The following is a 25,110-nucleotide window of genomic DNA, read 5'->3' as shown; positions in this document are numbered from 1 at the left end:
TCACCGATTCGGCCCAACGAAGGGAAGCGCATCCTCATGGCGATCGAGGCGGGCACCGCAGCCCCGGACTTCGAGCTCAAGGACAACCACGGCCGCACCGTGCGCCTGTCCGACTTCAAGGGCGAGAAGAACGTCGTGCTGCTCTTCTACCCCTTCGCCTTCACCGGCGTCTGCACCGGCGAGCTGTGCGCCCTGCGCGACGAGCTGCCGAAGTTCCAGAACGACGACGTGCAGCTCCTGGCGGTCTCCAACGACTCCATCCACAGCCTGCGCGTCTTCGCCGAGCAGGAGGGCCTGGAGTACCCGCTGCTGTCCGACTTTTGGCCGCACGGCAACGTCTCGCGCGCCTACGGCGTCTTCGACGAGGAGAAGGGCTGCGCGGTGCGCGGCACCTTCGTCATCGACAAGGAGGGCACGGTCCGCTGGACCGTCGTCAACGGCCTCCCCGACGCTCGTGACCTGAACGAGTACGTCAAGGCCCTCGACACGCTCTGATCCGCGCGCCAGCCTTGGGTCCCGGGGAATTTCCCGGTTCCGGCAATCTGCGGGACCACAGGAATTCGGGACTTAAGTCCTGCCGTGCCGGGAACCGGTCACTAGGATCAACACGTTGATCCGTATGCCATGCACTACGGGGGCAGGGCCTCTCCTGAGCCCCTCGACACACTTTGGAGGACTCGTGGGAGTCAGCCTCAGCAAGGGCGGAAACGTCTCGCTGACCAAGGCCGCCCCGAACCTGACCGCCGTCATCGTCGGTCTGGGCTGGGACGCGCGCACCACCACCGGCGGTGACTTCGACCTCGACGCCAGCGCGCTGCTGACGAACGACGCGGGCAAGGTCACCAACGACTCGAACTTCGTCTTCTTCAACAACCTGAAGAGCCCCGACGGCTCCGTCGAGCACACCGGTGACAACCTCACCGGTGAGGGCGACGGCGACGACGAGGTCATCAACGTGAACCTGGCCGGTGTCCCGGCCGACGTCGCGAAGATCGTCTTCCCGGTCTCGATCTACGAGGCCGAGTCCCGTCAGCAGAGCTTCGGCCAGGTCCGCAACGCGTACATCCGCGTCGTGAACGCCGCCGACGGCAGCGAGCTGGCCCGCTACGACCTGAGCGAGGACGCCTCGACCGAGACCGCCATGGTCTTCGGCGAGCTCTACCGCAACGGCGCCGAGTGGAAGTTCCGCGCCATCGGCCAGGGCTACGCCTCGGGTCTGCGCGGCATCGCGCAGGACTTCGGCGTCAACGTCTGAGCCGACCAGCAGCACTCTTCGCGTCCGGCGCCGCACTCGACCAGTGCGGCGCCGGACGCGCAGAGCCGTAGTTCCGTTACCGCGGGGAGGAAGAAAAGATCATGGGCGTCACGCTCGCCAAGGGAGGCAATGTCTCCCTCTCCAAGGCCGCTCCGAACCTCACCAAGGTGCTGGTCGGACTCGGCTGGGACGCACGTTCCACCACCGGCGCCGACTTCGACCTGGACGCCAGCGCGCTGCTGTGCAAGGACGGCCGGGTGCTCGGCGACGAGTACTTCGTCTTCTACAACAACCTCACCAGCCCCGATGGTTCCGTGGAGCACACGGGTGACAACCTCACCGGCGAGGGCGACGGCGACGACGAGTCGCTGATCATCGACCTGACCCGGGTGCCGGCAGGGGTCGACAAGATCGTCTTCCCGGTGTCGATCCACGACGCCGACAACCGCGGTCAGACCTTCGGCCAGGTCAGCAACGCCTTCATTCGCGTGGTGAACCAGGCCGACGGCCAGGAACTGGCCCGCTACGACCTCAGCGAGGACGCCTCCAGCGAGACCGCCATGATCTTTGGCGAGGTTTACCGATACGGCGGAGAATGGAAGTTCCGCGCCGTTGGGCAGGGGTACGCATCCGGTCTGCGGGGCATCGCTCTAGACTTCGGGGTCAACGTTTCGTAAAGCCCCGCTCTCTGCGGGGGAGAGTCGTACTCAACGATGGGGTAGGCAGTGGTCCTGAAAACCTTCGGCTGGTCGTTCGCGGTGACCGCGCTCGGCCTGGTCGCGGCGATTCTCTACGGGGGGTGGACCGGCTTCGGGATCGTGGCGATCCTGTCCATCCTGGAGATCTCGCTGTCCTTCGACAACGCGGTGGTCAACGCCGGAATCCTGAAGAAGATGAATGCCTTCTGGCAGAAGATCTTCCTCACCGTCGGTGTGCTCATCGCCGTGTTCGGCATGCGTCTGGTCTTCCCCGTCGTCATCGTGGCCATCAGCGCCAAGATCGGGCCGATCGAGGCCGTCGACCTGGCGATGACCGACAAGGACATGTACAAGCAGCTGGTGACCGACGCCCACCCGTCGATCGCCGCCTTCGGTGGCATGTTCCTGCTGATGATCTTCCTGGACTTCATCTTCGAGGACCGGGACATCAAGTGGCTCGCCTGGCTGGAGCGTCCGCTCGCGAAGCTCGGCAAGGTCGACATGCTGTCGGTCTGCATCGCGCTGATCGTCCTGCTGGTCACGTCGATGACCTTCGCGGTCAACGCCCACCAGCACGGCGGCACGCACGTCAACAAGGCCGAGACGGTACTGATCTCCGGCATCGCCGGTCTGATCACGTACCTGATCGTCGGCGGTCTCTCCGGCTTCTTCGAGAACAAGCTGGAGGAGGACGAGGAGCGCGAGCACGAGGCCGAGGAAGAGGCCAAGCGCACGGGCAAGAAGAACACCGGCATGGCGCTGGCCGGCAAGGCGGCGTTCTTCATGTTCCTCTACCTGGAGGTCCTGGACGCGTCGTTCTCCTTCGACGGCGTCATCGGCGCCTTCGCCGTCACCAACGACATCGTCCTGATGGCGCTGGGCCTGGGCATCGGCGCGATGTACGTACGTTCGCTGACGGTCTACCTGGTCCGCCAGGGAACCCTGGACGACTACGTCTACCTGGAGCACGGCGCGCACTACGCGATCGGTGCTCTCGCCGTGATCCTGCTCGTCACCATTCAGTACGAGATCCACGAGGTCATCACCGGCTCCGTGGGCGTCATCCTGATCGCCTGGTCCTTCTGGTCCTCGGTACGCCGCAACAAGCGGATCGCGGCCGAGGAAGCGGCGGGCGGAGCGGATTTTAAGAAGGAAGTCTCCTCCGGGGTCTGACCCGTTGCGAGGTCCCGCCCGCGCGCGGGTGTGACCCGGAGAAGATTGAGGAACGCTCCCAACGGGGCGGCCGCAGGGCGACATCGCCCCCGTGGCCGCCCCGTTGGGCGTGTCCGGCAAGGGCGGGGAGCGACAGAGGTGGGGTGGGGGCCGATGGCCTTCTGGGACAGCATTCGTGACAGCCTCGGCGGCTGGCGGGGGAGTTCGGCACAGTTCGACTCCGGCAGCGCCGCGACCAACTCCATCGAGCTGACCAAACGGCACCCCACGGTCTCGCTCGGCAAACAGGGCGCCGACACCGGCAGCCTGCGCGTCAACCTCTCCTGGCGGATGCGCACCTCCGACATCGGCGGCCGGCAGAAGCACGACGGGAACTTCCTGAGCCGCCCCCTGAAGTTCTTCCAGCCCGAGACCGTCCAGGCGCACACCCAGGGCGTCGTCAACGTCGACCTGGACCTCGGCTGCCTCTACGAGCTCAAAGACGGCAGCAAGGGCGTCGTACAGCCCCTCGGCGGCTTCTTCGGCGACATGAACGGACCCCCGTACGTCAAGCTCAGCGGCGACGACCGGTTCGGCGCCCCCTCCGGCGAGACCATCTTCATCAACCTCGACCACCGCGAGGAGATCAAGCGGCTGCTGGTCTTCGTCTACATCTACGACCAGACCCCCGCCTTCGACCGCACCCACGCGATCGTCACGCTCTACCCCAGCAACGGCCCCCGCATCGAGATCGCCCTCGACGAGCGCGCCCCGCAGGCCCGCTCGTGCGCCGTGTTCACCATCGAGAACGGCAAGGAGGGGCTGACCGTGCGCCGCGAGGTGAAATTCGTCTACGGATTCCAGGCCGAACTGGACCGCCTCTACGGGTGGGGCCTCCAGTGGGGACGCGGGTACAAGACGAAGGCCTGAACCCCGCCAGAGCACCGCGAGACGTCAACGCCGCCCACTCGTGGGCGGCGTTGAGCATATTTAAACCTCCGTTACTGCATTTCCGCTGCACTGTTCGAGTGGCTAAGAAAACCACTGGCGTGCCGGGCTGAAGAAAACTGACCAGCTTTTAGCCGGTCAATTAATCTCTGGCACGGAAAGTCAGTGGCCGGGGAATTCCGGCGGGGTCGTCGGTATCCCGTTCTCCGGCCGTATTCCGGGTCCTTGTGCGCCTTGTGCGCCGGGCCGGGAGCGGCGATGGAAGGACGGAACACGGCGTGTCAGCCGCAGCCCCACCAGCACCACCGAGACCGCGCAGTGCGCACGAAACCAAGCCCGAGCCGCCCGGCGCCCAGCGGCTCAGGTCTGCCCTGGCCGTGGCCATGGTGGTCTGCGCCTTCGCCGCCGTGCTCGGGGAGGCGTACTACCGCCGCTACGAGGCCCACATCGGCGGCTTCCTGGTCCAGGAACTCCTCGGCGCCTGGGTGCACCTCGACCCGAACCGCCCGGACTTCTACTTCCAGCTCGGCGAGTCCGTCATGGGTCTCCGTATTTCCTACGGTTGCAGCACCAGCATTCTCATCTTCCCCGTGCTGCTTTCTTCCGCACTGTGCCTGCGCGGCCGCGGAAACGTCGGGAAAGTCCTCCTGGCGACCAGTGTCGCCATTGCAATCGTATTTATTACGAACTGTATGCGGCTGCTCATCATCGCCCAATTCGTCGGCAACTGGGGAGTCCTCGCCGGATTCGGCTGGGGCCACACCGTCGTGGGTTCGCTCGTCGTGCTCGTCGGCATCGTCGTCGCGTACTTCCTCTACATGCGCATTCTCTTCGCCGATCAGAACGGGCGAAAAGGTCGCTGGGAATCCGTCTCGCACCGGTAATCGCGGCACTCGGCACTCGAAGAGGTCCAAGGAAACGACATGTACCAAATCCCCAAGAAGCCGGGCGGCCTGGCGATGACCGGAGTGCTCTCCTTCGGCGTCAAGGTCGCCATCGCGGCGGTCACCATCGCCGTCGGAATCCTCCTCGTCCGCTGGGCGATGATCCGCCGCCGCGCGGCCAGGGAGCAGTGACATGACCCTGCTGCCGATCTCCATCGCGCTCTCACTGCTGCTGGCCGTCATCTTCCTGATCTACGTCACCATGCTGGTCGAGCGATACGTGCGCTACCTGCGCCACGAACCGGCCGACCCCTCCGGCTTCACCTGGCACTTCGTCATCCCCGCACTCAATGAGCAGGCGGTGCTCGGCGACACCCTGGACTACCTGACCGGTACCTTCCCCACCGCCCAGGTCTGGGTCGTCGACGACGCGTCCGAGGACGCCACCGCCGCCATTGCCACCGAGCGCTCCCGGAGCAACGAGCGCGTCAAGCTGCTCAGTCGCGTCCTGCCGCTGGCCCGCACCGGCAAGGGCGACGCGCTCAACCACGCGTACAAGCAGATCGCGGCGGGCATCCCCGCCGACGAGCAGGACCGCCACGTCATGATCGTCGTCGACGCCGACGGAGTGCCCTCCGCGAACCTCCTTGAGGTCTGCGCGGGCGAGAAGCTCTTCGGCGACGAGGGCATCGCGGCCGTCCAGGTCGAGGTCCGCATGATCAACCGGGACGTGCACCAGCCCCTCAAGGAGGGCAGCCGGTTCGCCAACTGGTACGCCCGCACGCTGGTGCGCCTCCAGGACATCGAGTTCCGCGGCCCCATCTCCGCCATGCAGATGCTGCGCGGCCGCACCGGCACCATCAACGTCGGCGGCAACGGCCAGCTGGTGCGCCTCTCCGCCCTGTCCTCCATCGCGGGCGAGCAGGGCGAGCCCTGGGGCCAGGCGCTCCTGGAGGACTACGAGCTGGGCCTGCGCCTGATGCTCGCCGGCTGGCGCAACGCGTACACCGTCGACTCCTGGGTCGAGCAGGAGGGCCTGTACGAGATGTCGCTGCTGCTCGCGCAGCGCACCCGGTGGGCCCAGGGCTCCATGCAGTGCCTGCCCTACCTGCGCAACGTCTGGGCCAGCCGCAACTTCTCCAACTCCGGCCTGGTCGAGGTCACCTACTACCTCTTCCAGCCGTGGATGCAGATCGTCGGCTCGATCGTCTTCCCGATCCCGGTCCTGGTCTTCATCCAGAACAACAGCCTCTACAACGACTTCGTCGGCCAGTACCTGCTGTTCGGCGGCGCCCTGATGTTCGCCTTCTACGCGGCCATCGGCCTCGGCGAGTTCGTCATCTGGGGCTACCTCTACCGCCGATACTCCGAGACCGCGATCAGCATGCCGCGCGCGCTCGGCTGGGGCCTGGGCCTCATCGCGTACAACTTCCTGATCTACGTGATCGCCTGGCGTGCCCTCTTCCGCCTCCTGGGCGGCCGGCACGAGTGGCCCAAGACCCTCCGCAACGCCGAGACCTTCGGTGGAGCGGGCGGAACGGGGCCCCGGTGACCCTGACGCTGCCGAAGCGGCGCCACCGGCGCGCAGGGCTCACCGCCCTGCGCGCCGCGCTGGCGGTCGCAGCCCTCCTGGGCGCCACGAGTTGCACCCCCGCGTTCACCGTCGGACAGGGGCCGCTCGCCACCGACTGGCGCGACGGCACCTGCCACCGGCTGACTTCCGCCTTCGACGCAGGACTCGAAGTCGTTTCGGAGAGCGCGCCCTCGGTCGGCTGCAACACCCCGCACAACACCGAGACGCTCTCGATCAAGACCCTCCGGGGCCCGGTCGCCGCCTACAAGGACCGGCCCAGCCCCTTCCTGATGGCGACCTCGATGGGCCCGCTGTGCCCGGTCAAGGAGCTGGCCGACCACCTCGGGGCCCGCATCGACCAGCCGTTCTACGGCATTCACGTCACCGCCTTCGGACCCACCCGCAAGGAGTGGAGCGAGGGCGTGCGCACGGTGCGCTGCGACGCGGTGATGGAGCACGAGAAGGGCAAGGAGTTCCAGAGCTTCATGCTCAGCCGCCCCTTCAAGGACATCCTCCGCAGCACGTCGGGCACCCGCTTCCGGCTCTGCCGCACCACCGTCGGCAAGGACCTGCGCAACGTGGGCTGTGACAAGCCGCACCAGGCCGAGTCGGCCGGGTTCAACCCGCCGACGAAGGGGCTGATCAGCCCCAAGGAGCGGTGCGCCAAGACGGTACGGGCCTACATGGGCGGCCGTGAACTGCCCGCCCGGTACGCGCTCCTGCCCGATCCGGAGATCGCGCACTCCGAGCAGCCCGTGCACTGCTGGGTCGGCCAGGCCGACAAGAGCGAGCTCAGGACCGGTTCCCTCTACGCCCCGAAGGACTCGGCGAAGGCCGCCCCCGACGGCGCGGCGAAGAAGGACCGCACGAAGGACCGCACCACGACAGGCGGATCGTCATGACCTCTGTGATTCCCGAAGGATCGAAAGTCTCCCAGGACGCCGACGACGCCACGTCCGAGGAGCGGCACGCCGCCGTCTACCGGCCGACGGTGAGCACCACCTCCCGCATCCGGCGCACCGCGCTGATCGTGGGCGTTCTGGCGGCCGCGGCGATGCTCGCCCGGCTCTTCCTCGGCGGCACCGTCGGCATGGCCGACAACTACGACGGCCACCGGCTGACCTGCCAGCTCGACGTCATCGTGCACAACGCGGACTCCCGCCGTGCCTTCGAGTTCATCACCACCCGCTACGACGACCACAAGTGGTACGGCGAGACCTGCGGCTCGGGCGGCGAGGTCTACTCCTCCACCGCCCGCTACCTGCTGGAGGCCGCCAAGGCCGTCACCCCGCTCTTCGGCTACGCGGGCGCCCTGGACCTCAGGGTCCTCGGGGTGATCTGCGCGCTGCTGTTCGGCGCGGCGACCGCCCTGCTGTTCGTGTCGCTGCCGCTGAAGACGTGGATGCGCGCCCTGGTGACGGGGCTGCTGGCCGCGGCCACCCTCGACTCGACGGTGGCGCTGTATTTCATCTCGCCGCTGAACGAGTCCGCCGCGATCGTCGGCATGGTCTTCGTCCTGGCGATGATGTTCCGCGTCGTACGCCGCCAACAGGCGCACTGGGCGGACCTGTTGGTCCTGACCGGCGTCACGGTCTTCACGGTCCTGGCGAAGACCCAGACGGCGACCGTGGTGCTCGCGGTGCTGCCGGTGCTGCTGCTGCGCCCGGTGAAGCTGCCCTGGCAGAAGAAGGTCTGGGCCCCCGCGGGCGGCGGACTGCTGCGGGGCACCGCGCGCGGTCTGCTGGTGCGGCTGCCCGCGCTGGCGCTGGCGGCCGTGCTGGCGCTCACCACGGGCGCGTACCAGGCCTCGAAGCCGATCTGGTTCCAGGAGATGTACAACTACCACCAGGTCTTCGTGGAACTGCTGCCGAACAGCCCCACGCCTAAGGAGGACCTGGTCGAACTCGGCCTGCCGCCGCGGTTCGTGGAGCACACCGGCACCCGGCTCAACGGCACCGGCCTCACCTGGAGCGAGGACTACCGCCTCTTCTACGACCAGGTCAACACCCCGCTGCTGATGTCCTTCTACGCCCGCCACCCCGAGCGCCTGATCGGCATGGCGGACCGCGGCATGGTCGGCATGGTCAACGGCCGGGCGAGCTACCTCGGCAACTACGCCGAGAACACGGGCAACGCCCCCTACGCCAAGGACTGCCGGGTCTGCCTGATCTCCGGCGCCTTCCACCTGGTCAAGCCGGTGCGCTGGGTCGTCTTCCCGCTGCTGTGGTTCGGCTCCATCGGGCTCGGCCTGTGGATCGCCACCCGCCGCCGGCTCAGCCCGGGGCTGCGCGGAACCGGCGTGATCCTCGCCGGGATGTCGGTGGCCACCCTCGCCCAGTTCTGGGCCGTGATGTTCAGCGACGGCTCCAACGACCTGGACAAGCACATGTTCTTCACCTGGTACGGCACCGCGCTGCTGCTGGGTCTCCTGCTCGCCGCCCTGGTCGCGCTGGAACAGGCGTCCAGGCCGGTGTCCGGACTCGCGGGGGTGCCGGGCCAGCCCGGAACCGTACCCGCGAAGTCCGGTGCTCGACCGCAACTTCCCTCTCCCGCGAAGGAGGGCACCGGCACCGGCTCCGGCGCATGACAGCAAGGGCTCCGGAGCAGAGCATGCCGGTTTCTCCCCCGCACCCCCACCGGTCAACTACCAGACAGAACAGGAGGATTGATGTCAGTCGACTCCGTTCGACACGACGGCCTTCAGTGGTCATCGAAACTCAGACGTCGATTCACCAAGGCAGGCGTGGTCACCGTCGGTGTCGCCACGCTGATGTCGGCGGTCAACGCCCCGGCGTTCGCCGACCAGCCCGCGCCGGGCGCCCAGCGCGCCGCGTTCGCCGAGACCATCGACTTCGGTGAGCCGCCCACGGCGTCGCTCTCCGACGTGAGCAGGGCGCCCTTCCCCTGCGGCGGTTACATCAACCAGGGGCCCAGCACCGACGAGGTCATCACCACGTGGTCCGGTGCCGCGAGCCGCTGGACCGGTGCCTGCCCGCCGAACAGCGTCGCGATCGGCACCCAGAGCGGCATCGGCTTCAAGCCCTCCGTGAACCAGATTCAGGAAGTCGAGAAGGACTTCCAGATGGCCGCGGTCTCGCGGTACAACAACGTGATCTCCGGCGGCGGCTCCAACCCGCGGATCACCGGCAAGCTGCACCTCCTCCTCCAGAAGAAGGACGTGGTCTGCACCTGGCTGGTCATCGAGACCGACAACCGTCCCGGTGACGTGCCGGACCCGGTGACGATCGACTGCGGTGGCACCATCGAGCCGTTCACGTCCGCCAACGGCAAGAAGTACGAACTGGACCTGCGCGGCTTCCGCGAGGGCACCAGGGACGCCGGCGGCAACGTGACGTGTCAGCCGACCAACCCGCTGATCCAGACCTGGCAGACGCTGGAGAACGCCACCACGGGGGCGTGCCTGTTCGCCCGCCTGGTCGGCGTCCCGCAGCAGCTGGAGGTCAAGAAGACCGTCGACAAGGCCACCGCCCAGTACGGCGACGTCGTGACCTACACGGTCACGGGCACCAACACCGGCACCCAGCCGCTCAACCCGGCGACGATCACCGACGACATGACCAAGGTCATGGACGCCGCGGAGATCACCGGTGTCCAGTCGGCGACCATCGACGGCCAGCCCGCCGACCCGCCGTCCTACGACGCGAACACCAAGAAGCTCACCTGGAGCGGGAACCTGGCCGTCGGCCAGAAGGTGGAGATCACCTACCGGGTCCGCACCAAGAAGCTGGCGGGTTCCGACGACCAGCTCGACAACGTGATCACGGCGCCCGACTCCAACTGTGCGAACGGCACGGCCGCCGACTGCAAGACCAACACGAAGATCACCGAGGTCCCGCTGAAGGTCAAGAAGGCCGTCAGCAAGACCACCGCCGAGGCGGACGACACCGTCACGTACACCGTCGAGGTCGAGAACCCCGGCAACGCGCGTGACGAGGTCGAGGTCGTCGACGACATGACGGCCGTCCTGGACGCAGCCGACGTCACCGGCACCCCGCGCGCCACGGTGAACGGCACCGCCACCACCTCGGTCGCCACCTTCGACGCCGCGAACAAGCGGCTGACCTGGAAGGGTCCGCTGGCCGCCGGCGCCAAACTGGTCCTCACGTACGACGTGAAGATCAAGAACCCGCTCGCGGGCGACAAGAAGCTCGACAACGTCGTGAAGGTCACGGGCTCCAACTGCGAGGCCGGCACGGCCCCGGAGTGCAAGACCCAGGTCACCACGATCGAGACCCCGCTCAAGGTCAAGAAGGTCGTCGACCGTACGACCGCGGAGTCCGACGACATCGTGAAGTACACCGTCGAGGTCGAGAACCCGGGCGCCGGCCGCGCCTCGGTCACCGTCACCGACGACCTGTCCAAGGTCCTGGACGCCGCCGACTTCGACGGGACGCCCAGCGCCACCGTCGACGGCGCCCCGGCGGGCACGGCCACCTTCGACGCGGCGGGCCAGAAGCTGACCTGGACGGGTCCGCTGGCGCGCGGCAAGAAGCTGCTGCTCACCTACCAGGTGAAGGTCAAGAACCCGGCGTCCGGCGACAAGCTGCTCGACAACAAGATCGGCGTGCCGGACTCCAACTGCGCGGACGGCTCGACCGACCCGCTGTGCAAGACCAACGTACGGATCATCGAGCAGCCGCTGAAGGTCACCAAGTCGGTCGGCCAGAAGGTCGCCGGTTCCCGCAACGCGGTCGCCTACACGATCGTGGTCGAGAACCCGGGCGCGGCCCGCTCGGTCACCGTGACCGACGACCTGACCGAGGTCCTGGACGCCGCCTCGCTGACCGGTACGCCGAGTGCGCAGGTCAACGGCGCCCCGGCGGCCGCCCCGGTCTACGACCGGGCGACCAAGAAGCTGACGTGGACGGGCCCGCTCGCCAAGGGCGCCCGGCTGACGATCACCTACACCGTGACCACCGGCCGGGTCGCGAGCGGTGACAAGGCGCTGGACAACGGCGTCACCGTGCCCGGCTCCAACTGCGAGACGGCCGCGGCGGACCCGAAGTGCAAGACCACGGTGCCGATCGCGGAAGTGACGATGAAGAAGTCCGGCCGTCCGGACACCCCCCGGGTCGGGCAGAAGTACTTCTACACGATCACCCTGACCAACACCGGCAAGGTCGACCTGGTCGGCGGCGCGCGGCTGAAGGCCACCGACAACCTCACCGACGTCGTGGACGACGCCAACTACAACAACGACGCCAGGGTGGTGTCCGGCCCCGCCGGGCGCCTGTCCTTCACCGCGGGGACGACCACCTCGCTCAACTGGGAGGGCGACCTGAGGGTCGGCGAGAGCGTGAACATCACGTACTCGGTGACGGTCAAGCGCCGCAACCTCGGGAACATGAGCCTGAACAACTCGCTGTCCTCCACCTACGACCTCTCCTCGATCCGCGGTGCGCGGCGCGCGGACGAGGTCGGCAAGGACAGCGGGATCTGCGAGAACGGCGAGGAGAACTGCGAGACCACGGGTGGCATCGCCTACCTCCAGACGGCCAAGTCGGCGTCTCCCGCCAAGGTCAAGCAGGGCGAGAAGGTCACGTACACCTGGACGCTGACCAGCACCGGCAAGGCCGACGTCCAGGGCGACCCCGCCTTCGACTACGTGGTCGACGCCATGCCCGGCATCCTGAAGTACGCGGAGTACAACAAGGACGTCAAGGTGGAGGGTCCGGGCACGGTCACCTTCGAAGAGGGCAAGCTCAAGTGGACCGGCCCGCTGAAGAAGGGCGAGAAGGCCGTCGTCACCTTCAGCGTCACCGTCCGCAAGGACGCGCTGAAGTCGCTCACCGACAAGGGCGGCGCCACGATGACCAACACGGTCAACAGCGAGTACAACTGCTGGCCGGGCGACCCGAACGAGCCGCCGGAGAACGTCTGCTCCGCGAAGGTGCGCATCGTGCCGCCGAACGTCATCCCGCCCAAGCCCAAGCCGAAGCCGGACCCGTGCAGCCACAAGCCGGGCGCCAAGAACCCGTGCAAGAAGCCGCACGGGCACAAGCCCGGCCACAAGCCGATGAGCGGCGCCACCGGACAGCTCGCGCAGACGGGCGGTGACACCGACTCGCTGCTGGCGATCGGCGGCGTCTCCGGTCTGCTGCTGCTCGGTGGCGGCCTGACCCTGGTGGCGGCGCGCCGTCGCAACCACTGAGGTCAATCCGCCCGGGCCGTACGGCATCTGACGGAGCATCATCACAACTGAACAGCTCGTAGAACGAGGCGAAGCCCGCACCGGCCCCCGGTGCGGGCTTTTGCCGTCCGCACTGAGCTTTCCGGGTGCAAGCACCGCGCATACGGGTGTCTACACACGGATGGGACGGCACGGCGGCCTACGGTCGGCAACCCGTCCACCTGCAAGAAGAAAATCGGAGGATTGATGTCAGTCGCCTCTGTCAGACCCGGCGGGCCGCTGTCGCCCGGCGTTTTGAGACACCGGTTCGCCCGGGCCGGTGTCGTCACCGTGGGGCTCGCCACGCTGATGTCGGGCACGACCGTCCCCGCCTTTGCCGACGCCCCCGCCCCGCGGGAGAACCGCGCCGCGTTCGCCGACACCGTCGACTTCGGGAGCGCACCGACGACCTCGATCTCCGACTACGACAAGACCACCTTTCCCTGCGGTGGTCTCATCAACCCGGGGCCCAGCACCGACGAGGTGATCGCCACCTGGTCGGGCCACCTCTTCTGTCCGTCGAACAACACGGGCAACCAGAGCGCCATCGGCTTCAAGTCCTCCGTCAAGCAGGTCGAGGAGGTCGAGGTCGAGTTCCAGATGGCGGAGCTGTCGCGCTACAACAACGTCATCCGCACCATCGGCACCGACCCCGAGGTGCGCGGCAAGCTGCACTTCTTCCTCCAGGGCAAGGACGTCGTCTGCACCTGGAAGGTCGTCGAGACCGACAACCGGCCCGGCCTGGTGCCGGACCCGGTGACGATCGACTGCGGCGGCAACGTCGAGCAGTTCACCTCCGCGAACGGCCGCAAGTACGAGCTGGACCTGCGCGGCTTCCGCGAGGGCAGCAGGGACGGTTCCGGCAAGGTCACCTGCTCGTCGAGCAACCCGCTGATCCAGACCTGGCAGACCGCGGAGAACGCCACCACGGGCGCCTGCCTCTACGGCCGCCTGGTGGGCGTCACCCCGCCGCCGCCCAACCTCAGGCTGAAGAAGTCCGCCGACAAGGCCGCCGTGCAGAACGGCGAGGTGGTGACGTACACCGTCGAGGCCACCAACATCGGTACTGAGGACATCAAGCCCGCGGTGATCTACGACGACATGACCAAGGTCATGGACGCCGCCGTGATCACGGGTGCGCAGACCGCCACCATCGACGGCGCCCCCGTCGCCGCGCCGACGTACGACGCCGGCAACCAGCGGCTCACCTGGAGCGGTGACCTTCCGCTGGGCAAGACGGTCAAGCTGACCTACCAGGTGAGGACCAACAAGAAGCCGAGCGGCGACCAGCAGCTCGACAACCTGGTCACGGCGAACCGGTCCAACTGCGAGGCGGGCTCGACCGACGCCGCCTGCACGACCAACGTCAAGCTCACGCACGTACCGCTGAAGGCGAAGAAGACCGTCGGCCGCAGCACCGCCGAGGGCGGCGACACGGTCACGTACACCGTCGAGGTGGAGAACCCCGGCATCGCGCGTGACGAGGTCGAGGTCGTCGACGAGATGACGGCCGTCCTGGACGCCGCCGACGTCACCGGCAGCCCGCGCGCCACGGTGAACGGCAACGCCACCACCTCGGTCGCCGCCTTCGACGCCGCGAACAAGCGGCTGACCTGGAAGGGTCCGCTGGCCGCGGGTGCCAAGCTGGTCCTCACGTACGACGTGAAGGTCAAGAACCCGCTCGCGGGCGACAAGCTGCTCGACAACGCGGTCCGCGTCGACGACTCCAACTGCGAGTCCGGCAGGGCCGCGGAGTGCCGGACCAACGTCAGGCTGGTCGAGCAGCCGCTGAAGGTCTCCAAGTCGGTCGGCCAGAAGGTCGCGGGCAACCTCAACACCGTCGCCTACACGATCGTCGTGCAGAACCCGGGCGCCGACCGGGACTCCGTCACGGTCACCGACGACCTCACCGAGGTGCTCGACGCCGCCGACCTGAGCCGTGCGCCGAGCGCGCAGGTCGACGGCGCTCCGGCCGCCGAGCCGGTCTTCGACCCGCGGACCCGGAAGCTGACCTGGACCGGCCCGCTGTCCCGGGGGGCCAGGCTGACGCTCACGTACGCGGTGAAGACCCCGCGGCGGGCCTCCGGCGACAAGGTGCTGGACAACGGTGTCTCCGTACCGGACTCGAACTGCGTGAGCAGCAGCGCGGACGCGACGTGCCGGACCAGGGTGCCCGTCGCGGAACTGCTGACGTACAAGATCGGCCGGCCGTCGCGGCCGAAGGCGGGCCAGCGGTACGTCTTCGAGGTCGGCGCCCGGAACAACGGCAAGGTCGACCTGGTCGGCGGCGCTTCCGCCAACATCTCCGACGACATGACGGACGTGCTGGACGACGCCTACTACAACAACGACGCCCAGGTGGTCTCCGGACCCCAGGGACAGCTCACCTTTCGGCCGAACCAGGCGCCCCAGCTCAACTGGCGGGGCGAACTGCGGGCCGGGGAGGAAGTGCGGATCGTCTACTCGATCACGGTCAAGCGCCGGAACTTCGGCAACATGGTGATCTCCAACAGCCAGCGCTCCAGTTACGACCTCTCCTCGATCCGCGGTCTGCGGCGCGCCCTGGACGACGGCGACGAGAACACGGGCGTCTGCGAGAACGGCGACCCGAACTGCTCCACCACCGGTGGCATCGCCTACCTCCAGACGGCCAAGACGGCGTCCCCCGCCAAGGTCAAGCAGGGCGAGAAGGTCACGTACACCTGGACGATGACCAGCACCGGCAAGTCCGACGTCGAGGGCGACCCCGACTTCGACTACGTGATCGACCCGCTCCCGGGCGTCCTCAAGTACGCGGACTACAACAACGACGTCAAGGTCGAGGGTCCGGGCACGGTCTCCTACGAGGAGGGCAGGCTCAAGTGGACCGGCCCGCTGAAGATCGGGGAGAAGGCCGTCGTCAGCTTCAGCGTCACCGTCCGCAAGGACGCGCTGAAGGGGCTCCCGAAGAAGCAGGGCGCCACGATGACCAATACGGTCAACAGCGAGTACAACTGCTGGCCGGGTGACCCGAACGAGCCGCCGGAGGACGTCTGCTCGGCGAAGGTGGAGATCGTACCGCCGGTCGTGGTTCCCCCGAAGCCCCCGGTGCCTCCGAAGCCGGACCCGTGCAGCAACAAGCCGGGTGCCAAGAACCCCTGCAAGAAGCCGTGCAGCCACAAGCCCGGTGCGAAGAACCCCTGCAAGAAGCCGGTCAAGCCGCACGGGCACAAGCCCGGTCACCAGCCGATGGGCGGCTCCGCCGGACAGCTCGCGCAGACGGGCGGTGACACCGGCACGCTGCTCGCGCTCGGCGGTGTCTCCGGTCTGCTGCTGCTCGGCGGCGCCCTGACCATGGCGGCCGTGCGCCGCCGGGACCACTGAGGTCAGGCGCTCCGTCGGTCCGTGACTGACTGAGCGGCCTGCGGGGCGCCCGTGCCGGGTTTCCGGTGCGGGCGCTCTCGTATGCCCCAACTACCCGGTCCCATAGTCCTAATGACGGTTCGTCAGGCTAGTGGCAACATTGATCTTGCCGGGTGCAAGCGATGGGGGTACGGGTGTCTGCGCGCGGTTGACGCATGGCGGCGACCTACGGTCGGACCGCCCCTGCGAGCCGTTCGCCTGTCGGCCCCTTCCGTTGGAGAAAACATGATGCGTAGGCCTGTCGTCGCTGCCGTGCTGCTGGGGGCCTTGCTCGGCCCCGCCGGAGCGGGGGTGGCCGCGGAGCGGGGGCAGCCGCCGGCCGAGCCGAACGCGGTCAGGGCCGGGCGAGGGGTGCTCGCGACCCTCAGCCCGAGCGGTCAGCGGGTCGCTCCGGGGCAGTCCGTGAACGGTGTGCTCACGGTCACCAATGACTCGGACACGGCCATGGAGACCGTCAAGATCCTGCTCAACGGGCCCAAAGCCACCAGCTCCTACCCCTCGTGGTACACGACCTACACCTGCCCGGCGGGGTGGCTCGACCTCGACGGCGGGGACGCCAGTAATCCGGAGGCTGGCTGCTACTACGCGGACGACCCGGACGACCGGGACGGCAAGCCGTGGAACCCGGGCGACCGGGCCGTCATCCAGATCCAGTACAAGGTCCCGCAGGACGCGCAGACCGGGGAGGCGGACATCTTCACGGGCGAGACGAACTTCTGGGACCCCCGCAACAACGGCGGCGGCGGCGGACAGGTCGCGTACGTCGACAAGGCCTCCTTCACGGTGGTTCCCCCCGACGAGATCCCCCTCGTCGACCCGTGGATCCTGGTGGCGGCGGCCGGTGCCGGTGCGGTCGTGTACGCGCGGCGGCGGCAGAGCGGGCGGGGAGTGCGCATCGCGGTCTGACACGGACCGGGGCCGGGGCGGTATCTGACGAAACGTCAGGTGCCGCCTTTCGCGCGTCCGGACCGCGCCGAGGGCGCGTTAGGCCGATGCAAGTAACCGATATGTCCATTAGGGGGCGAAATGCTATAGAAATCAGCATATTCATCCCCGGATGTTGATATGCAGAGCACGGAAAGATCACCAAGTGTGTTCGTGCTCTCACTCCTGGGTGCGCAGGGGGCGGCGGACGCACTGTCGGAAAACCACCTCTTGGAGACAGCAAGTGTCAGCCAGTTCAGCAGTCCGCAGCACGAAGCGGGTGACCCGCCGCCTCCCCGCCGCGGTCGTCACCGGCTCCCTGGCCCTCTCGGCCTTCATGTCCACCCCCGCCTTCGCGGACACGGCGGCTGTGGACGCCAAGACGGTCAAGGCCGTCAAGCACGACGACGGCAACCCCATCGCCGACGTGGCCAAGAAGATGGCCGCCAAGATCACCGCCGAGACCAAGGCCCGGATGGCCAAGGACAACCCGGTGATCGCCGCTGCCTTCGCCGAGATGGACCGAGGCGCTCCGGGCAACGACCGGGTCCGCAACCGCACCGCGCAGATCCTGGTCGACCAGGTCCGCGAGCTCGCCGCGCAGAACCCGACCGCGGGCATCGCGAACAAGGCCGCCATGGCCTCCCCGTTCCCGGTCAAGGAGACCTTCTCCGGTGCCTCCGCCCCGGACTGGAAGCTCGCCGGTTCCGCGAAGCTGGACGGCGGCTGGCTCCAGCTGACCCCGGCCGAGAACGACAAGAAGGGCGTCGCCCTCCTCCAGAAGGCGTTCCCCTCCACCCAGGGCTTCACTGTCGAGTTCGACTACGCGGCCCACGGCGGCACGAAGTTCTCCGACGGCCACACCGGCTTCGACCACTACGGCGACGGCTTCAGCGCCTTCCTGATCGACGGCGCCAAGGACTCCGAGCCCGGCGCCACCGGCCCCGGCCTCGGCTACTCCTGCGCCTTCTGCAAGCCGGGCGACCCCCGCCCGGCCCCGCGCGAGGGCGTCACCGGTGGTTACATCGGCGTCGGCTTCGACGAGTACGGCAACTACGCGGGCGACGCGGCCGGCAACGGCCACGGCACCGAGCCCTTCGGCGGCTACGACAACGCGCTGGGCTACTCGCCCGACTCGGTGTCGGTGCGCGGCTCCGGCGACAAGAACACCGGCTTCGAGTACCTGACCGGCACCAAGCCGGGCGCGGGCATCGAGGGCGACCGTGCCGCCGGCAAGAAGGTCAAGCTCAGCTACGACGGCAAGGGCAAGCTCACCGTCACGCTGAACGGCAAGGTCGTCATCAAGGACTTCGACATCACCAAGGGCAAGGGCCAGGCCGCCCTCCCGTCGACGCTGAAGCTCGGCTTCGGCGCCTCCACCGGTGGTGCGACCCGCAACTACGAGATCCGCAACGTCGTCATCGACGCCCCGGCGGACCTCGGCATGGTCAAGACCGGCACGGCCAAGGTCAAGGAGGGCGGCAAGGTCTCCTACACCCTGACCGTCACCAACAAGGGCCCGGCCAACGCCATGGGCGCCATGGTCGCCGACACCGTCCCGGCCCCGGTCTTCGGTGTCACCTACAAGTGCGCCGCGAGCATGGGCGCCAAGTGCGGTGCGGGCTCCTCCGGCTCGGGCAACAAGATCAACGCCAAGGTCGACGTCCCCGTCGGCGGCAAGGTCACCTTCACGATCACGGGCACCGCGTCCCGTGCGGGCAAGGTCGTCAACACGGCCAAGGTCACCCCGCCGCCCACCGTGACGGACCCGAACCTGAAGGACAACACGTCGACCACGACCACCACGGTCGACAAGTCGGACAAGCCCAAGCCGAAGCCGGACGGCGGCGGCCACAAGCCGGGCCACGGCATCAAGTAACCCCACCCAGGGTCCCGTGAAGGACCCCGGGCCTGCCGCCGGGTGACCCGCGCGCACGTCGCCGTGCGTCCCCGGCCCGGCCGAGCCCCGGCACCCCCGTGTGCCCCGGGCGGCCCCTGCGCGTGAGCGCCGGGCCCCGTATCCCTCCTCAGCGCAGCGATGCGTGCGTAAGTCGGCCTCCGGGCCGGGGAGACGGCGGTCCTCATCACCCCCGTCTCCCCGCCCGGCAGCCTTCCGTCCCCGTCCAGTCCCGAGGAGTGCGCATGGTCGCCCGAGCAGACGCGGTTCCCGCATCCGCCACCCACGGCTCTCCTCGCCCCGCCGCCCGTCTGCTCCCCTGGTGGAACACGGCACTGGCCCTCGGCGGGGCCGCCGCCCTGGTCCTCATCGGGCTCAAGCGTCGCTGGGTCGCCGACGAAACCCTCGTCCACCTGCGCACCGTCCGGCAGTTCCTCGCCGGGAACGGGCTCGTCCTCAACGCGGGCGAGCGCGCGGAGGCCTTCCTCAGTCCGCTCTGGCAGGGCCTGCTCCTCGCCGGCGGGGCCTTCACGCCCGATGCCCGGCTCCCTCAACTGGCCGTCGTGCTGGGCCTGTTGCTGGCCGCCGCCGGACTGCTGCTCGCCGTCGACGGCGCGCGCGTCCTGCACGGCCACCTCCTCGGCCGCCCCCTGCCGATGCTGCCCGCCGGGCTGCTGGTGCTGCTCGCGCTGCCGCCCGTGTGGGAGTTCAGCGCGGCCGGACTCGACACCGGAGCGGTGTTCCTGTGGACCGCCGGGGCCTGGCGGCTGCTCGTCGCCTGCCGCCCGCAAGGACACCCCGGCGAACTCTTCGAAGCACCGCAGGGCAGGCTTGTGTACCTCTGCGCGGTCGTCGCCGGGCTCGGCCCGCTGGTACGGCCCGAGCTGACGCTCACCTCCCTGGTGTTCGTCGGCGCGCTGCTGTGGATGCTGCGGCCCGCCCGGCGCACCGCGCTCGGGCTGCTGGGGGCCTCGCTGGCCCTGCCCGTCTCGTACGAGATCCTCCGGGCCGGGTACTACGGCCTGCTGCTGCCGCTGCCCGCCGTCGCCCGCGAGGCCACCGGCGTGCACCACGAGCGCGGCCGCCTCTACTTCGAGGACTTCATCGACTCGTACTGGATGCTGCTGCCGCTGGTCCTGCTCGGCGGACTGGGCCTGATCTACTCCTTCGCCGACAAGCTGGTCGCGCCGCGCCGCACCCCGCTGGAGGCGACGGTGTTGCGGCAGGGCAGGGGCAGCGTCCTCGCCGCGGCGCCGGTGCTCGCCGGGTGCCTGCTCGCGCTCTACGTCTGGCGGGTGGGCGGCGACCAACTGCACGCCCGCGCCGCCCTGCCCGCCCTGTTCACGCTGCTGCTCCCGGTGATGGTGCTGCCGGTGCGGCGGGTGCTGGTGACGGTGGTCGCGGCGCTCGCCGTGTGGGCGGCGCTGAGCGCGTCGCCGTTGCGGGCTCCGTACGACGGCGGGGACGGCCGGTTCTTCGACGCCCGAGCCCACATGGTGCAGACGACCGGCGACCGCCACCCCGACGAGCGCACCTGGAGCGCCGCCTTCCCCGCGCTCGGCCGGGCGGCGCACGTACCTGCCCTGTGGTACTTCGACGCGGGCCCCGCGCAGGGCAACTACCGCTCCCTGCCGCTGCCTTCGGGCGCGAAGCGGCCCGTGGTCGCCGCCGGGTTCGCCGGTGCGGCGGGCAGCGCCGCCCCGCTGGACACCGTCGTCGCCGACATGTGGGGGGCCGGCGACCCGCTCGCCGCGCACCTCGTGCCGGTCATGGGCTGGTGGCCCGGGCAGGAGAAGTACCTCGGCAACGCCTGGCTGTTCGCCCGGTACGCCGCCCCCGCCACCGGACTGCCCGGCCCGGACGCCCTGACCCGCTACCGCGAGGAGCCCGCCGCCAGCCCGGGCAGCGTCGCCGCCGCCCGCCGGGCGCTGGGCTGCGGGCGGCTCGCCGAGCTCCGGGAGTCCACCACCGCGCCGCTCACCGCAGAGCGTTTCGTGCGGAACCTGGTGGGCGCGGCCCAGCGCACCCGGCTGCGCATCCCCCGTGAACCGGCCGTCGCCGTGAGGGAGTTCTGCCCGAGCAAGGGCACCCCCGCACTGGATCCCAAGAACGGCCACCGGCCCTCCGCCACCCCCGTGCGTGACGCCCCCCGCACCCCCTGAACCACCTCTCTGCCGTACCTCCCCCCCCATCCCTTCTCCCCCCACGAGGTGCCCTTGAACGCGCAGCCAGCGGCCGTGCCCTGGACCCAGACGCTGATCAGACCCGATGGACCCCCGGTCACCGTAGTCCTCGGCACCCGACCCGAGATCATCAAGCTCTCGCAGGTCAGCCGTCTCCTCGGGCCGCGCGGCCGGGTCGTCTTCACCGGCCAGCACTACGACCCCTCCCTCACGGACACCTTCTTCACGGGGTTCCGGATGCCCGCCCCGCACGCCACCCTGCGCGGCGTCGGCGGCACCTCGCAGATCATCCAGATCTCCCGGATGATCACCGACCTGGGCAACCAGTTCGCCGAGGAACGCCCCAGCGCGGTCGTCGTCCAGGGCGACACCAACACCGTCTCCGCCGCCGCCCAGGCCGCCCACTACTGCGGCATCCCGGTCGTCCACGTCGAGGCGGGCCTGCGCTCCTACGACCGGAACATGCCCGAGGAGATCAACCGCCGGGTCGCGGGCACCGTCACCGACCTGCACTGCGCGCCCACCGCCACCGCCATGAACAACCTGCTCGGCGAGGGCGTCGACCCGCACCGCATCGAGCTGACCGGCAACACCATCGTCGAGGCCGTCCAGCTCTCGCTGCCGCCCGTCGAGGACTCGCTGCGGTTCCTGGAGCACGTGGGCCTGCAGGCCGACTCGTACGCGCTGGCCACCATCCACCGCCCGGAGAACACCGACGACGCGGACCGGCTGCGCTCCATCCTCACCGAGCTCGCCAAATTCCCGCTTCCGGTGCTGATGCCGCTGCACCCGCGCACCCGGGGCGCCGCCCTGCGGGCCGGGCTCGGCGACGCGCTGGACCGGCTGCACACCGTTGACCCGGTCGACCACCGGCAGTTCCTGTCGCTGGCCCGCCACGCCCGTCTGCTGGTCTCCGACTCCGGTGGCGTGCAGGAGGAGTGCACGGTGCTCAAGAAGCCGCTGCTGGTCGTGCGCAACTCCACCGAGCGGCCCGAGGCCATCCAGGCAGGCTTTGCCCAACTGGTGCAGCCCGGCAGGCAGTTGGGCAAGGCGGCCGACGCGATGCTCGCCGACACCGGTCTGCACGCCCGGCTCGCCGTCACCCCGTCCCCGTACGGCGACGGGCACGCCAGCGAGCGGATCGTCCAGGCCGTCGCACGGTTGGTGGACAGGGACGGCTAAGTGTCCAAACCCGTCGCCACCCTCGTTCCCGGCCCGGACGCCGCCGCGCCCAGGACCGCCCGGATCCCGGCACCGGCCCGCGCGGCCGGCGCCGTCCGCGCGGCCGTCGCGGCAGGTCCGGGACCGCGGGGCACCCGCGTGCTGCGTGCGGTCGCCCTGCTGACGGCCCCTGCCCTGCTGCTGCTCATGGGCTTCCAGCGGCGCTGGATGTCCGACGACGGCCTCATCGTCGTACGCACGGTTCGGCAGATCCTGGCCGGGAACGGTCCCGTGTTCAACGCGGGCGAACGGGTCGAGTCGGTCACCTCGCCCGCCTGGGCCTGGCTGCTGGCCGCCCTGTCGTGGGTGTCGGGCCTCGCGCCCGAGGACGCGGCGCTGCTGGCCGGGCTGCTGCTCGCCCCGCTCGGGCTGCTGCTCGGGTGCCTGGGCACGGTCCGGCTGGTGGGCCTGGGAACGGGGACGGACGACGGGCCCGCGCGCGGGGTGCCCGTGCGGGTGCTGCCCGCCGGGTGCCTGGTGGTGGCGGTGCTGCCGCCGTTCTGGGACTTCACCACCTCGGGGCTGGAGATCTCGCTGGTGATGGCGTGGCTCGGGTGGTGCTGGTGGGCGCTGACGGCACTGGTCGCCGGGCTCCCGGAGCGGGCCACGGGGGTGCGGCTGGGCTTGCCGGCCGCGCTCCTGGGGCTCGGCCCGCTGGTCCGTCCCGAACTGGCCCTGGTTTCCGGGTGTCTGCTGCTGGTGCTGCGGTCGCTGGCCGATGTGCCGTGGCGGCGCGCCTGGCGGCCGGGATTGTGCGCGCTCGCGCTTCCCGTGACGTACGAGATCTTCCGCATGGCGTACTACGGGATGCTCGTGCCCAACAGTGCCGTCGCCAAGGAGGGCCTGGCCAGCGAGGTGCTCCGCGGCATCGGGTACGTCGTCGACCTGGAGCGCAGCTACTGGCTCGGCCTGGTCGGGGTGCTGCTCGTGGTGGCCTTCGCGGTGGGTGTGGTGCACCACGAGGGGCGCGCGGGCCGCACGACGCAGGTCGCGGGCCAGGTCAGGGGGGTGCGGGCGCGGGCGCGGCAGACGCTGCGGCGCACCGCGTTCGGGGCGGGGCTGCTGAGTGCCGGATACGTCGTGGTGGTGGGCGGCGACTTCATGCACGCCCGGCTGCTGCTGCCCGCGGTCTTCCTGCTGGTGCTGCCGGTGACGGTGGTGCCGCTGCCGGCCCGGGCCTCGCGGGCGCGCGTCGCGATGCTGGTGACGCTCGCGCTGGTCGGAGTGTGGGCGGTGCTGAGCGCGCTGGTGTGGCGTCCTTCGTACGGGGGCGGCTACGGGCCCGGCGGGGTCACCGACGAACGCCTGTGGTGGTCGGCGGCGACCGCGACCGAGCGCCCGCTGGACGGGGAACCGTTCGTCGTGGCCCTCGACAAGGCGTCGCCCACCCTGCGCGAGGCCCTGGACCTGCGGGCCAAGGGCGTCGGCCCGGCGCGCGCGCTGCTCTTCCGGGGGGACGCGGCCTGGCTGTACGGGCGCACCGAACTGCTGCCGAAGCACGGCACCGACCTGGTGGTGTCGGGGCAGAACGCGGGCAGCATCGGCGCACTCGTACCGCTGGACGGGCACGCGGTCGACACCCTCGGGCTCACCTCGCCGCTCGCCTCGCACCTGGAGATGGGGGAGCGCGGGCGGCCCGGCCACGAGAAGTCCCTGTCGGGGGAGTGGCTGATGGCCGACTACGCGGTGCCCGGTTCGTACGCCGAGAACTACCAGGACTCCGTACGGGACGCGGTGGCCGCCGGGCGGCGGGCGCTGGCCTGTCCCGGCCCCGCGGAGCTGCTGGCCGCGGTGCGCGAGCCGCTCACGGCCGGGCGGCTCTGGGCGAACCTGACCGGGGCCCGGGCACGGACCGCGCTGCGGATTCCGCAGGACCCCGGGGAGGCGGAGCGGGCGCTGTGCCGCCGAGACCTGACGTAGCGGCGGCGGGGACACGCGCCCCGCCGACACCGGGTGGACGCGGTGGGCGTGCAGTGCGGCGCGGCCTGTGCCGAAACTGATCTTGACGTGGGGCGGGAACCGTAGCCCGGAGCGCGCAGCGGTCCGGGGAGATTCTCAGAAGAGGGATGTGGTGCGAGGTGCTGAAGCGAACGGTGGTACGAGGCGGAGTGCGGGCGGCGGCGCTGGCCGCGGTGGCCGGGCTGGCGATGGGTGCGGCGGCGCTGCCCGCTCACGCGGTCGCGGTGGAGCGGGTCGCCTTCGGGGACGCCGCGCCGTGGCTGTGCACGCCGGCCGACGAGACGGACGAGGAGGCGAAGGCGCTCGACTGCCACAAGAAGCGCGCGCTGAGCGCCGACTTCCGGGCCCGGACGCTGCACTACTTCGTCGACCCGCCGAACACGGCCGCGGCCGATGCGGCGCGGGCGGACGCGGTGCGCTTCTACCAGGAGGCCCAGGCGGCCACCACCGCGGTCGCCGCGGCGCAGGCGGCGGCGAAGGTGGCGGAGGCGGCCAACCGGATCACCCAGCTTGCGGTCGCCAAGACGCCCGAGGCCCTCAAGCAGGGCCAGGACGCCGCGGTGCAGACGGTCAGGTCCTCCGATGCGGCGACGAAGACCACGCCTCCGGCACGGGACGTGGACGCGAACAACCAGGCCGACTCGGACGAGGAGGCGGCGGTCTTCCTCATGGAGGCAGCGGGGTGGATCATCGGCTGAGGCGCTGAGGCGCTGAGGCGCTGAGGCGCTGAGGCGCTGAGCGGCCGGACAGGCGGATGCCCTCGTGCGGTGGGCGCTGCCGGTGTCGTACGTACGGNACAGGCGGATGCCCTCGTGCGGTGGGCG

At 69.6% G+C, this 25,110-nt stretch carries 18 protein-coding genes; all 18 read left to right on the top strand.

All coding sequences use genetic code 11. The features are described 5' to 3' along the window. Nucleotides 1-36 precede the first annotated feature (36 nt). The 18 genes from IE269_RS07740 to IE269_RS07655 all read left to right on the top strand — a co-directional run bounded on the left by IE269_RS07740 (nt 37) and on the right by IE269_RS07655 (nt 24,984). Nucleotides 37-495 (top strand): peroxiredoxin, encoded by a 459-nt coding sequence (locus IE269_RS07740; RefSeq protein ID WP_189821980.1) that lies wholly within the window; start codon nt 37-39, stop codon nt 493-495. A 184-nt stretch (nt 496-679) separates the two neighbouring features. Continuing rightward, nucleotides 680-1,255, top strand: a complete 576-nt coding sequence (locus IE269_RS07735) for a TerD family protein (protein ID WP_189821979.1) — start codon at nt 680-682, stop codon at nt 1,253-1,255. A gap of 101 nt (nt 1,256-1,356) precedes the next feature. Beyond that, complete coding sequence (locus IE269_RS07730; RefSeq protein ID WP_189821978.1) at nt 1,357-1,932, top strand: TerD family protein; 576 nt, start codon at nt 1,357-1,359, stop codon at nt 1,930-1,932. Between the two features lie 48 nt (nt 1,933-1,980). Beyond that, nucleotides 1,981-3,126, top strand: coding sequence for a DUF475 domain-containing protein (locus IE269_RS07725; RefSeq protein ID WP_189821977.1), 1,146 nt, complete (start codon nt 1,981-1,983; stop codon nt 3,124-3,126). Between the two features lie 153 nt (nt 3,127-3,279). Then, entirely contained in the window at nt 3,280-4,035 is a 756-nt protein-coding gene (locus IE269_RS07720) for a TerD family protein (protein ID WP_189821976.1), read from the top strand. A gap of 296 nt (nt 4,036-4,331) precedes the next feature. After that, entirely contained in the window at nt 4,332-4,937 is a 606-nt protein-coding gene (locus tag IE269_RS07715) for an archaeosortase/exosortase family protein (RefSeq protein ID WP_189821975.1), read from the top strand. Between the two features lie 39 nt (nt 4,938-4,976). Then, nucleotides 4,977-5,129, top strand: a complete 153-nt coding sequence (locus tag IE269_RS07710) for a hypothetical protein (protein WP_189821974.1) — start codon at nt 4,977-4,979, stop codon at nt 5,127-5,129. Between the two features lies 1 nt (nt 5,130). Further along, nucleotides 5,131-6,489 carry a glycosyltransferase family 2 protein gene (locus IE269_RS07705; protein ID WP_189821973.1) on the top strand — a complete coding sequence of 453 codons (1,359 nt, stop codon included), beginning with the start codon at nt 5,131-5,133 and terminating at the stop codon, nt 6,487-6,489. After that, a complete protein-coding gene (locus IE269_RS07700) occupies nt 6,486-7,412 on the top strand; it encodes a septum formation family protein (RefSeq protein ID WP_189821972.1) in 927 nt (308 codons plus the stop codon). Before IE269_RS07705 ends, IE269_RS07700 begins: the two co-directional genes overlap by 4 nt. Next, on the top strand, nt 7,409-9,097 hold the full coding sequence (wsfD, locus tag IE269_RS07695) for a glycan biosynthesis hexose transferase WsfD (RefSeq protein ID WP_189821971.1): 1,689 nt from the start codon (nt 7,409-7,411) through the stop codon (nt 9,095-9,097). The genes IE269_RS07700 and wsfD overlap by 4 nt, the downstream gene beginning before the upstream one ends. A gap of 156 nt (nt 9,098-9,253) precedes the next feature. Continuing rightward, nucleotides 9,254-12,682: a DUF7927 domain-containing protein gene (locus tag IE269_RS07690; RefSeq protein ID WP_189821970.1), complete on the top strand. Its 3,429-nt coding sequence runs from the start codon at nt 9,254-9,256 to the stop codon at nt 12,680-12,682. Nucleotides 12,683-12,907: 225 nt separating this feature from the next. Next, nucleotides 12,908-16,063: an isopeptide-forming domain-containing fimbrial protein gene (locus IE269_RS07685; RefSeq protein ID WP_189821969.1), complete on the top strand. Its 3,156-nt coding sequence runs from the start codon at nt 12,908-12,910 to the stop codon at nt 16,061-16,063. A gap of 264 nt (nt 16,064-16,327) precedes the next feature. Next, nucleotides 16,328-17,008: a hypothetical protein gene (locus IE269_RS07680; RefSeq protein ID WP_189821968.1), complete on the top strand. Its 681-nt coding sequence runs from the start codon at nt 16,328-16,330 to the stop codon at nt 17,006-17,008. A gap of 262 nt (nt 17,009-17,270) precedes the next feature. After that, on the top strand, nt 17,271-18,905 hold the full coding sequence (locus tag IE269_RS07675) for a lectin-like domain-containing protein (protein WP_189821967.1): 1,635 nt from the start codon (nt 17,271-17,273) through the stop codon (nt 18,903-18,905). A gap of 263 nt (nt 18,906-19,168) precedes the next feature. Then, complete coding sequence (locus tag IE269_RS07670) at nt 19,169-21,085, top strand: arabinofuranosyltransferase AftB family protein (RefSeq protein WP_189821966.1); 1,917 nt, start codon at nt 19,169-19,171, stop codon at nt 21,083-21,085. Nucleotides 21,086-21,160: 75 nt separating this feature from the next. Beyond that, entirely contained in the window at nt 21,161-22,288 is a 1,128-nt protein-coding gene (gene wecB / locus IE269_RS07665) for a non-hydrolyzing UDP-N-acetylglucosamine 2-epimerase (protein ID WP_229898289.1), read from the top strand. After that, the gene (locus IE269_RS07660; RefSeq protein ID WP_189821965.1) at nt 22,289-24,247 is read left to right on the top strand and encodes an arabinofuranosyltransferase AftB family protein; all 1,959 of its coding nucleotides are present in this window, start codon (nt 22,289-22,291) and stop codon (nt 24,245-24,247) included. It begins immediately after the preceding gene. Between the two features lie 158 nt (nt 24,248-24,405). After that, nucleotides 24,406-24,984, top strand: coding sequence for a hypothetical protein (locus tag IE269_RS07655; protein ID WP_189821964.1), 579 nt, complete (start codon nt 24,406-24,408; stop codon nt 24,982-24,984). The last annotated feature ends 126 nt before the right edge of the window (nt 24,985-25,110 follow it).

It is taken from the genome of Streptomyces spiroverticillatus, from assembly GCA_014650415.1.
Classification (GTDB): Bacteria; Actinomycetota; Actinomycetes; order Streptomycetales; family Streptomycetaceae; genus Streptomyces; species Streptomyces spiroverticillatus.
This window is presented reverse-complemented; position numbering and strand designations above follow the sequence as displayed.

Coding starts and splice junctions, on each gene's coding strand:
- IE269_RS07740 (WP_189821980.1), top strand. CDS start 37: ATGGCGATCGAGGCGGGCACCGCAGCCCCGGACTTCGAGCTCAAGGAC.
- IE269_RS07730 (WP_189821978.1), top strand. CDS start 1,357: ATGGGCGTCACGCTCGCCAAGGGAGGCAATGTCTCCCTCTCCAAGGCC.
- IE269_RS07720 (WP_189821976.1), top strand. CDS start 3,280: ATGGCCTTCTGGGACAGCATTCGTGACAGCCTCGGCGGCTGGCGGGGG.
- IE269_RS07710 (WP_189821974.1), top strand. CDS start 4,977: ATGTACCAAATCCCCAAGAAGCCGGGCGGCCTGGCGATGACCGGAGTG.
- IE269_RS07705 (WP_189821973.1), top strand. CDS start 5,131: ATGACCCTGCTGCCGATCTCCATCGCGCTCTCACTGCTGCTGGCCGTC.
- wsfD (WP_189821971.1), top strand. CDS start 7,409: ATGACCTCTGTGATTCCCGAAGGATCGAAAGTCTCCCAGGACGCCGAC.
- IE269_RS07685 (WP_189821969.1), top strand. CDS start 12,908: ATGTCAGTCGCCTCTGTCAGACCCGGCGGGCCGCTGTCGCCCGGCGTT.
- IE269_RS07680 (WP_189821968.1), top strand. CDS start 16,328: ATGATGCGTAGGCCTGTCGTCGCTGCCGTGCTGCTGGGGGCCTTGCTC.
- IE269_RS07670 (WP_189821966.1), top strand. CDS start 19,169: ATGGTCGCCCGAGCAGACGCGGTTCCCGCATCCGCCACCCACGGCTCT.